We start from the raw sequence: 9330 nt of genomic DNA on the forward strand, positions 1-9330 counted from the left end.
GGGCAGCCATTTTTTAAAGACAACCACTGGAGAAATAGATATTGCACAAAATAAACATAAGTTGAATCAACCTGCATATATAAGTATCAGATATTCCAATAAAAGAAAAGGTAAATAAATTTATGGAAGAGATATTCAATCCAGAAGCTTTACCCAGTTTTTTTCGTGATGTGGAGATTATTGGCCCTGCAGATCTTGAATTGCCAAAGTACTGTTTGGCTCACTCCAGATTAAATGCTGGTTCTTCCTCAAAAACAATTGAAATTACTACCAAGGGCAGCCCTGTTCTATTTATGACTAAAAGCGTTCGAGAAATCTATGAAAACAACGATTTTGCCACTATCAAAAATTTAGAGAAAAATGCCAATGATGATCTTAGAAGTGTATATACCAATATCTCAAGTAATGGTGACAAAGCCTGGACAAAAGTAAGAAAAAACGACAGGGAATTTTACATGAGCTGGTCAAATAATGGAAGTATATGGGCGTATACTGAAAACATGACTGCCCTTAACGATACAACTCTAAATGCTCAAGTTCAGATAGGAACCTATTCCAAATCAAATTCAATTCTAGGCATCCATACATACAATCTATCAATTCCTGTTATGATTGCTGAATCGGCAATTGCCTATATTGTGGCAAGAGCGGTTTCTGGTATTATAGCTGAAGGTCTTGGTTTCACAATTGCAACGTTTTCATTGCTTCTGGCTCAAGCTGCATCAAGAGTCGGCTTAACTGGATTCAGCTTTTTTATTCCCAGTGCTGTAGTGTCTGCAATATCTTCAGTTTTAGTATTTGCCATTGTATTTATAGGACTGCAATATTTATGGAATTGGCTAAATCGAAAATATACGATCCGGTTACAGATTTTTAATTGGGATGACAAAAATTCATGGAAGGTTAATGGACAATATCTTTCAAATGCCAAGATTTGTGGTGATAATCAGGAACTGAATTTTGAATTGCCAAAGATGTTAAAACCTGGTGAAGCAGTTACACCTCCTGGATTTGATCCAGTTGAAGTACTTGATTCTGTATGCTACTATGCAATTGTTGTATGGGAAAATGATAATACCTTCTTGCAAGTTTGTGACATGGCAATTCAAGTGCAAAAAAATGATACGGAAGGTTTTATGTGGGCATTTTCCTGTCCCCGCTTTACTAACAACAAACAAGCAGCTAATAATGGATTAGAAGATCCAAAGGCTTATTTGGACGGAGTACATTGGAACAGCGAACCGTTAGGCTTTCGTATAAGAAGTACTTCAGGGAAGAATCCTGTCATTTTTGCTTTGGATGCTTTGAGTGGTGCACCGGATGACCTGTATAATATTAATATACACATAAATAAAGAGCAGAGTAATAATATAGCTGCAAACTATCTGCTATTAAACGAGTAAATTTACCTTTAAGATTAGCAGAAATAATTTATTTTGAATCAATGTAGTAGAAGGGAGAATATAATTATGAGTTTGTGGGCTACTTGCAAAGTTACCAGCACCGGTCCGGCAGAAGACGGCAATATTTATATTGGACTTAGATCTCTTGATGTAAATCCGCCGTTCACCAATTGGTTTAAAGCTGTAGAGGGTGAAAGAAAGGAGATGCTCGCTACAGCCCTTACTGCAATATCTACTGGAAATAATGTAACCACATTACTTACGGATAGTAAACCATATAGTATCATTAACCGTTTATATATCCATGAAAATTAAATAATATTTCAAAAACTCCTCACCGGTTGCCAGGACCGGCGGGGAGTTTTTACTATGGGCTTTAGCCTGTTATTAGAACTTGCATTAGCGACTCTACAAGCTTTTGGCATTGTTCGTCTCTGTTTATGATTGCTTTATTATCACCAATTTGATAACCGTAATATCCGAATTGTGAGTGGTTACCCCCTTCAATCCTTACGAGAGAAGTATCCTTTGGAAGATTGTTTAAATTTTCTAAAATCTTGCTTTCACTTGCAATTCCGTCATTACTGGCATATATCTTTGTCACATGTATATTACGATCTGAAAGGGAGTAGTTCTTTGGGTGAGTAGTAGCAATAAGCACAAGTTCTTTAAAAACCCCATCATTAGTCCTTACAAACTCCGATGCTAACGCACCACCTTTAGAATGTCCTGATAAAATCCATGTTAGATCTTCGTTACCATCACTCACTATATTTATTGTTTTGGAAAACAGCTCCTTCTTTTGTGCTTGGGTTATTGCATTCCGAAATGGTAACTTTAATATCACTACTTTATGCCCGTTCTCTGCTATTTTTCTTGCCATAGGTACATATGCCTTAGGATCAACCATTCCACCAGGATAAAATATTAACGCAGATGATTTTAGACCAATTTGCGGTATAAATTCTATTCTGTCCGTTAGATTTAATACAAGTATTTGTTCATCACTGTCCAAAAGAGACCTATCTACCCCATGTGCTTGAAAAGAAAAAATAAGGTAGACAAAAAACAAAACACCAAATGTTATCCAGACTTTTCTTATCATTTTTAATACTTTTTTAGCTTTATACATTTTATTATTCCTATCATTACAATTTGAATTATTGGAATTAACTGCAATGTGCTAATTATACCACAATAGAAGGATCTGATACATTTTTAATATTTATCAACTTAATAATGTGCCACAGCCAAAATATTATTAAGAAAATATACATATTGCACAAGAATAACGATGCTTATTGTCACTAATACCGAAAATATAGATAAATAAGAACACCTATTGACAACTGGTAGCATTACTGATAATATCAGTAATATGAACAGTAGAAAGGCTAGGGAAACCGAGATGAAGAAGAGAGAGCGTGTTATTGCGGCAATACAGGGAAAAGAGACAGATTATGTGCCTACAGGGTTTTCTCTGCATTTTCCTGCAGGTGAAGAACATGGAGAAAGGGGGATTTTATCACATCTGAAATTTTTTGAGGAAACAGATACTGACATCATTAAAATCATGAATGAAAACCTCATTCCTGACGCAGGAGTAATCAAAACTCCACATGACTGGAATCAAATTTCGGTCTACTCGATGGATGACACATTTATGCTAAAACAGATGGATCTGGTAAAGAGAATTTTGGATCAGGCGGATGGCGATGCATTTTCTTTGGGAACACTTCATGGAATCTGTGCATCTGCAATTCACCCCAACGAAAGCAGAAATGGATACGAAAAGACAAGAGAATTAATCTGTACCCATCTCAGAGAAAATCCTGCACCGGTTGTGGAAGCTTTTAAGCGAATCACTGATGTCTTATGCCAGCTGGCAGCTAAATATCATGAACTGGGGTTAGATGGAATTTATTATGCAGCGTTAGGCGGGGAAAGACATTATTTCACAGATGAAGAATTTGCTGAGTACATCGAACCGTTTGACAAACAGATTCTAAAGGCTTCAAAGGATGCGGGAGGTATTAATTTCCTTCATATGTGCAAGGATAATTTAAACATGGATCGCTACGCGTCCTATAACGGACTGGCAGATGTAGTAAACTGGGGAGTTTACGAAACTGATTTCAGTCTGGAGCAGGGAAGAAAGTTATTTCCAGGTACAACAGTAATGGGGGGATTGAAAAACAGAAGCGGAGTTATGGTTGAGGGTACCATAGAAGAACTGAAGGCAGAAGCAAAGAAGATAATAAGAGACTATGGAAAGACGGCATTTATACTGGGGGCAGACTGTACATTACCAACTGAGATTCCATATGAAAGAATCAAAGCAATTACAGATGCAGCCAGAGAAGTGTAGAAAAAACTGACAATTTGGGAGGGTTTGTTATGCGAAAGAAAATGATTGCAGCACTATTAACAGGTACCATGGTTCTGTCAACGCTTGCAGGCTGTGGCGGAGGCAATGCTCCAAAAGAAGAGAAAGCGCAGGAAACTAAGAAAGCGGAGGCAGGAACACAGGCTGCTGCGAAAGAAACGGTATATCCGTCGGGTACAATCACCATATACGGAACCGGACAGCCTCAATATCTGCAGGAATATTTTGATGCATGGCTGGAACGCCACAAAGATATTGCGCCTGATGTGAAGATCAGCATTGTCCAGACAGAAGGGCACGCCAAGAGCCGTGAGAAGATCACCATGACTGCTTTATCAGGAGCTGTGGATGATCTGCCGGATGCTACTTATTTAGACCCGGTTAACATCATGGAATTATCACAGGGCGGATTACTGAAGGATGAAACAGAGTTTTTACAGCCTTATTTAAAAGATCTGGTTGACGGAGCAGCCAATGATGCAACAGTGAATGGAAAGATTTATGGCTTGCCGGAGTCAGTCAGACCCAATGTGCTGTTCTACAATAAGGAAATTTTTGATAAGTATGGAATTGATCCAGCCATGATGAGCACGTTTGATGGTTACATGGAAGCCGGCAAACTTTTAAAAGAAAAAAGTAATGGCACTGTTTACTTATCCTATATCAGCCCAGGAAGCAAAACATGGAGATACTGGGGAAGAAGAGGGTTAATGCCTCAGGCAAATGCAAAAATATGGGATGAATCAGGAAATGTTGTGATCGGTCAGGATGAGGGAACAAAGCTTGCACTTGGAACTTTGGATACCATGTACCAGCAGGGACTTTTGCTTAAATCCGAGATTATGGAGCCTGCATTATATGATGCCATCAATAATGGGCAGGTAGCAACCTTTTATATCGGAGCTTTCTGGGACGAATTTTTAAGAAAGAACTGCGGAGCAACCTCTGGAAAATGGAGAGTCATGGCATCTCCCGAATTTGAATCAGTGGGAAAAGCGGGTGCACCCGTATCTTCCTATTTTTGCATTGTTAACAAAGGCGACAATGTGTATGCAGGCCTGCTGGAGCAGCTGTGGCATGATTTCCAGTTCGATGCAGAGTCCAGAAATACCTGGGTAAAATCCATGGAAAAACAGAACGCACCTTATGCCAATCCCATCTGTCTGAAATTGCTTCAGGATGATTTCTGGAAAGCACCGTCTGACTACTACGGAGGACAGTCTTTCAGGGAAATGGAAGGAAAGTGTCTTGAAAACGGTGCTGCCAATTTAATAATTACACCACAGGATGCAGAAGCAGATGAGATCATATCAGCAGAATTAGAAACCTATGTAGCAGGCAACCAGACTATGGAACAGGCTATTGCGAATATGGATAAAAATCTAAAGGCAAAAATCGGACAGGCAAAGATAATGAAGTAAATAAATGGGGAGAGTTACTCTCTCCCCAGAAAAGTGAAGGAGAATCAGTATGCTGCAGATCATAAGGAAAAATAAAATTCCATACCTGTTTATCCTGCCGTTTTTTCTTTTGTTTTTAATGTTCCAGCTGATCCCCACAGTATGGACATTCTACATCAGCCTCACCAACTGGAAAGGAATCGGTGCACCGGAGTTTTGCGGGTTTGAAAATTACAAAAAGCTCTTCATTGATAATATGTTCTGGGCAGCCCTTGAAAATACTGTGGTGTACTGGATTTCCGGTCTGATTATTATCATGTTTCTGGCTGTAGCCATTGCAAGTCTGTTAAATTACGGGCATTTAAAAGGGAGTACCTTTTTTAAGACGGTTACCTTTCTGCCCAATATCTGTGCGGCCATAGCCATGGGTTTGATTTTCCGGATGCTCTTTGATGAGAATGCCGGTTTGATTAACGAAGTACTGAAAGCCATGGGAATAGGAAAGGTTCCCTGGCTTACCAGTACAACGTTTTCCAAGATTCCGGTTATTATTTTAAATGTGTGGAGAAATACTCCATGGTTTACCATGATTATTTTTTCTGGTCTGTTAAATATTCCAAGAGACTATTATGAAGCGGCAACTGTTGATGGTGCCAATATGTGGAAGCAGTTTTGCAGCATTACGCTGCCGTCATTAGGAAACATCTTATTTTTCTGTTCCATCACCCTGACAGTTGACAGCTGGAAACTGTTTAATGAATCCTATATCCTGCCGGGACCGGGAACTTCAAATACCTCGCTGTTCCAATACATGTATGAGTCAGGATTTAACATCTTTAATATGGGATACGCGTCTGCAATCGGTGTAATTCTCATTCTGATTCTGGCGGCAATCTCTGTGGTTCAGCTCATTGCCCGAAGAAAACAGGAAAAAATATAGGAGAGTAAAACCATGGTATATAGAATAAAACAAACCACAGTATCATTTCTCATCCATACGGTACTGGTTATCATATCATTCATATGCATCATGCCGATCTTGTGGATGTGCCTGATTTCACTCAAACCCTCATCCGAGACAATGAGCGGAATTCATTCCATATGGGTGTCTGATCCTACCTTTGATAATTACAGACGCCTGTTTGAGACGATACCTGTAATGCAAAATGCTTTTAACAGTATATTCACCACGGTCATGGGTACAGTGACATCCCTTTTCTTTTGTTCCCTTGCCGGTTTTGCTTTTGCAAAATATAAGTTCCCAGGCAGGGATTTTCTGTTTTATTTTGTGATTGCGACCATGCTTGTGCCGCCTGAGACAGGGGCAGTGCCATTATTTGTAATTATGAAAAAAATGAATTTAATCAACAGCCTGTGGTCTCTTGTAATTCCACGAATTGCTACTGCAGTGGGTATTTTCTATATGCACCAGTATATCTGCGATGTTCCTGATGAACTGGTGGAGGCTGCTAAAATAGACGGGTGTAAGGATTTCATGATCTTTATTAAGATAATTCTTCCAGTCATCAAGCCTGCTCTGGCTTCCTGGGCAGCGGTTACCCTGATTGCAAGATGGAATGATTTTTTCTGGCCGGTTCTTTATTTAAGAAAGCAGGTCAAATATACTCTTATGGTAACGATTTCGCTGCTTCCGGTCAGTGAAGGCCTTTCCACTCCCTGGCCTGTTATTCTTTCCGGAACGACACTTGTAATTATACCAATTGTTGTGCTATATTTATTACTGCAGACTTTACAAAAGGCTGGTGCAATGGCTGGTGCTGTAAAGGGGTGAGTGAGTAAGCATTTGTATTTTGAAGCGAAGGGAAAGGAAATAAAACAAGATGCAGGGACAGTCGATAAAAACCCAGGTATATGAGGGAATATTAAAGGATATTCTGGACGGTGTATACCAGGCCAACGAGATTATCAACGAGAAGAATTTAATAGATAAATATCAGGTAAGCAAAACACCTGTCAGAGAAGCGCTGGTTCAGCTGTGCGGCGAGGGTGTGCTTAATAATATACCACGCTTTGGCTATCAGCTGTCTTTAATCACGCCAGGTGAAATTATTGAAACCATAGAATTCCGGAAAATAATTGAGGTGGGAGCACTGGAGCGGTGTTTTGATAAGATATCGGAGGCGCAGTTAAATGAACTGCGTGAACTGAACGAACAGGCTGCTAAAATTATTGAATGTCAGGATATTAAAGCCCACTGGGATCAGAATCAGAAATTTCACAAAGCTCTTTGCGGATTTTGCGGGAACCGGTATTTACAGAAGTCATTGAATGATTCCTTACGATTATGTACCCTGATCGCCAACCAGTATTTCTTAAAGGTATGGGAGAACAAGGAAGAAGGCGATTATGATCATTTTAAACTTGTTGAAGCCATTGAAGACGGGGATTTTGAACGTGCGAAGGAAATCCTTGTTTATGATATAGAGTTGATGAAAAATAAAATTTTATAAATAATTCCAATAACTCTTCACCGGTTGTCAGAACCGGCGGGGAGTTTTTTGCTTTACCGTAACACAGTGACATGAAAAGAACTTCTTTACGATAATTTTATGAAATTGTAATAATTCAGTGGATGCCAGGATGGAAATTATATGGTAAGATAATATAGGACTGCGCTGCCTTAAACGCAGCTTTTTTCATGGAACAAGAGGTTCCCTGCAGCTGCAGCAGGGAAAAAACGGATATGGAGGCCCAGATGAAGCAAAGGAAATTTCATTTACACTTTACATTGTTCGGAACGATGGTTTTAGTACTGGTACTGGTTCTTCTGTTCCAGACCTTAAAGGGCAAAGCAGAGCCGATCTTTGATGACAATACCGCAACCACGTATTATGCAAAGACTGTTCTTGGAACAGCACCGGATTTGCAGGCAGAGCGGTATTTCAATACAGAGACTTACGATCTTTCCGGCTTTACCTTTGATGTCAGCCAGTGTGACTGGAGTAAAGCGGGCACATACCGGGTTCCGGTCATCTATGATGGAAAGAAAACGAATTGTGTGGTGCAGGTGGAGGTACTGTCCTCAGGCGAAGAGATCACGGAAACGGCTGCAGATATCAATGAGAATGCAGTTTTAACAGAGAAGAAGTAAGGAGGAAACAGATATGGCGCATCAGAACTTAACAACCCTTTGCTATATTGAAAATGAGGGGCGCTATCTCATGCTTCACCGGATAAAGAAGAAAAATGATATCAATCAGGATAAATGGCTGGGAGTCGGCGGTCATCTGGAGGAAGGGGAAAGCCCGGAAGAGTGTCTTTTAAGAGAAGTAAAAGAGGAAACCGGACTGACTCTTCTGTCCTATAAACTCAGGGGAATTATCACCTTTGTGTCAGATCAGTATCCTGATGAATATATGTTTTTATATACAGCTGATAATTTTCAGGGCTCAATTATAAATTGTCAGGAAGGAGCTCTTGAATGGGTGCCGGTTGAGGAAGTCGACAGTCTTCCCATATGGGAAGGGGACCGGATCTTTTTTGAACTGCTTAGGGATCAGATTCCATTTTTCTCTCTGAAACTGCAGTATCAGAAAGACAAATTAAAGGCCGCTTCGTTAGACGGAGCACCGTTAGAGCTTTTGGAAGAACGGGATAAGAGTGGCAATACCACTGGGAGGATACGGGCCCGTTTTATGATGCACCGGGAGGGGATACTTCATGGAACTTCCCACGTATGGATCGTGAGGCCCAATGACAAAAGCGGCTTTGATTTGCTGCTGCAGAAACGCAGTGCAGGCAAAGATGCCTATCCGGGCTGCTATGACATCTCTTCTGCAGGACATATTCCGGCTGGTGATGATTTCCTTATATCGGCTGTCAGGGAGCTGTCAGAAGAACTGGGAATTGATGCCGCACCGGAAGAGCTTACCTACGTAGGACTTCATGAGGAACAGGAAGATGCCGTATTTTACGGACGGCCATTTCGCAATCATGAAATCAGCCATGTCTATGTTTATGAAAAACCGGTGGATGAGAACAATCTTGTACTTCAGAAAGATGAGGTGGAATCCGTACTCTGGATGGATTACGAGGAATGCTTAAGCCGGATGAAAGATGGAACTCTGGTAAACTGTTTAAACGAAAAAGAACTTCACATGCTTGCACAGTGGTACAATAA

10 protein-coding genes are annotated in these 9330 nt (G+C 40.3%); 9 read left to right on the forward strand and 1 reads right to left on the reverse strand.

From position 1 onward, the window contains the following. Positions 1-122: 122 nt before the first annotated feature. Both V7D18_RS17125 and V7D18_RS17130 read left to right on the forward strand, forming a co-directional pair. The gene (locus V7D18_RS17125) at positions 123-1403 is read left to right on the forward strand and encodes a hypothetical protein (protein ID WP_426155905.1); all 1281 of its coding nucleotides are present in this window, start codon (positions 123-125) and stop codon (positions 1401-1403) included. Positions 1404-1469: 66 nt separating this feature from the next. Continuing rightward, complete coding sequence (locus tag V7D18_RS17130) at positions 1470-1718, forward strand: hypothetical protein (RefSeq protein ID WP_426155907.1); 249 nt, start codon at positions 1470-1472, stop codon at positions 1716-1718. Positions 1719-1779: 61 nt separating this feature from the next. Here the strand turns inward: V7D18_RS17130 and V7D18_RS17135 are convergent, their stop codons facing one another. After that, positions 1780-2535 carry an alpha/beta hydrolase gene (locus V7D18_RS17135; RefSeq protein ID WP_426155909.1) on the reverse strand — a complete coding sequence of 252 codons (756 nt, stop codon included), beginning with the start codon at positions 2533-2535 and terminating at the stop codon, positions 1780-1782. 276 nt (positions 2536-2811) lie between these two features. On the opposite strand from V7D18_RS17135, the gene V7D18_RS17140 reads away from it, so the two are divergent. From V7D18_RS17140 to V7D18_RS17170, 7 genes are all read left to right on the forward strand, one after another. Then, the gene (locus V7D18_RS17140) at positions 2812-3771 is read left to right on the forward strand and encodes a uroporphyrinogen decarboxylase family protein (protein ID WP_426155911.1); all 960 of its coding nucleotides are present in this window, start codon (positions 2812-2814) and stop codon (positions 3769-3771) included. 29 nt (positions 3772-3800) lie between these two features. Then, positions 3801-5210 (forward strand): ABC transporter substrate-binding protein, encoded by a 1410-nt coding sequence (locus tag V7D18_RS17145; protein WP_426155913.1) that lies wholly within the window; start codon positions 3801-3803, stop codon positions 5208-5210. 49 nt (positions 5211-5259) lie between these two features. Next, positions 5260-6129 (forward strand): carbohydrate ABC transporter permease, encoded by an 870-nt coding sequence (locus tag V7D18_RS17150; protein ID WP_426155915.1) that lies wholly within the window; start codon positions 5260-5262, stop codon positions 6127-6129. A gap of 12 nt (positions 6130-6141) precedes the next feature. After that, positions 6142-6981, forward strand: a complete 840-nt coding sequence (locus V7D18_RS17155; protein ID WP_426155917.1) for a carbohydrate ABC transporter permease — start codon at positions 6142-6144, stop codon at positions 6979-6981. Positions 6982-7030: 49 nt separating this feature from the next. After that, the gene (locus tag V7D18_RS17160; protein WP_426155918.1) at positions 7031-7660 is read left to right on the forward strand and encodes a GntR family transcriptional regulator; all 630 of its coding nucleotides are present in this window, start codon (positions 7031-7033) and stop codon (positions 7658-7660) included. Between the two features lie 245 nt (positions 7661-7905). Further along, complete coding sequence (locus V7D18_RS17165) at positions 7906-8301, forward strand: ty transcription activator TEC1 (protein WP_426155920.1); 396 nt, start codon at positions 7906-7908, stop codon at positions 8299-8301. A 13-nt stretch (positions 8302-8314) separates the two neighbouring features. Then, the coding region (locus V7D18_RS17170) for an NUDIX domain-containing protein (protein ID WP_426155922.1) at positions 8315-9330 on the forward strand (1016 nt) is incomplete at its 3' end.

The organism is Lacrimispora sp. 38-1, assembly GCF_049890855.1.
Classification (GTDB): Bacteria; Bacillota; Clostridia; order Lachnospirales; family Lachnospiraceae; genus Lacrimispora.

What these genes read in the sequence shown, in the direction of transcription:
- V7D18_RS17165 (WP_426155920.1), top strand. Translation starts at nt 7,906, where the DNA reads ATGAAGCAAAGGAAATTTCATTTACACTTTACATTGTTCGGAACGATG.
- V7D18_RS17140 (WP_426155911.1), top strand. Translation starts at nt 2,812, where the DNA reads ATGAAGAAGAGAGAGCGTGTTATTGCGGCAATACAGGGAAAAGAGACA.
- V7D18_RS17130 (WP_426155907.1), top strand. Translation starts at nt 1,470, where the DNA reads ATGAGTTTGTGGGCTACTTGCAAAGTTACCAGCACCGGTCCGGCAGAA.
- V7D18_RS17155 (WP_426155917.1), top strand. Translation starts at nt 6,142, where the DNA reads ATGGTATATAGAATAAAACAAACCACAGTATCATTTCTCATCCATACG.
- V7D18_RS17160 (WP_426155918.1), top strand. Translation starts at nt 7,031, where the DNA reads ATGCAGGGACAGTCGATAAAAACCCAGGTATATGAGGGAATATTAAAG.
- V7D18_RS17150 (WP_426155915.1), top strand. Translation starts at nt 5,260, where the DNA reads ATGCTGCAGATCATAAGGAAAAATAAAATTCCATACCTGTTTATCCTG.
- V7D18_RS17125 (WP_426155905.1), top strand. Translation starts at nt 123, where the DNA reads ATGGAAGAGATATTCAATCCAGAAGCTTTACCCAGTTTTTTTCGTGAT.
- V7D18_RS17135 (WP_426155909.1), bottom strand. Translation starts at nt 2,535, where the DNA reads ATGTATAAAGCTAAAAAAGTATTAAAAATGATAAGAAAAGTCTGGATA.
- V7D18_RS17145 (WP_426155913.1), top strand. Translation starts at nt 3,801, where the DNA reads ATGCGAAAGAAAATGATTGCAGCACTATTAACAGGTACCATGGTTCTG.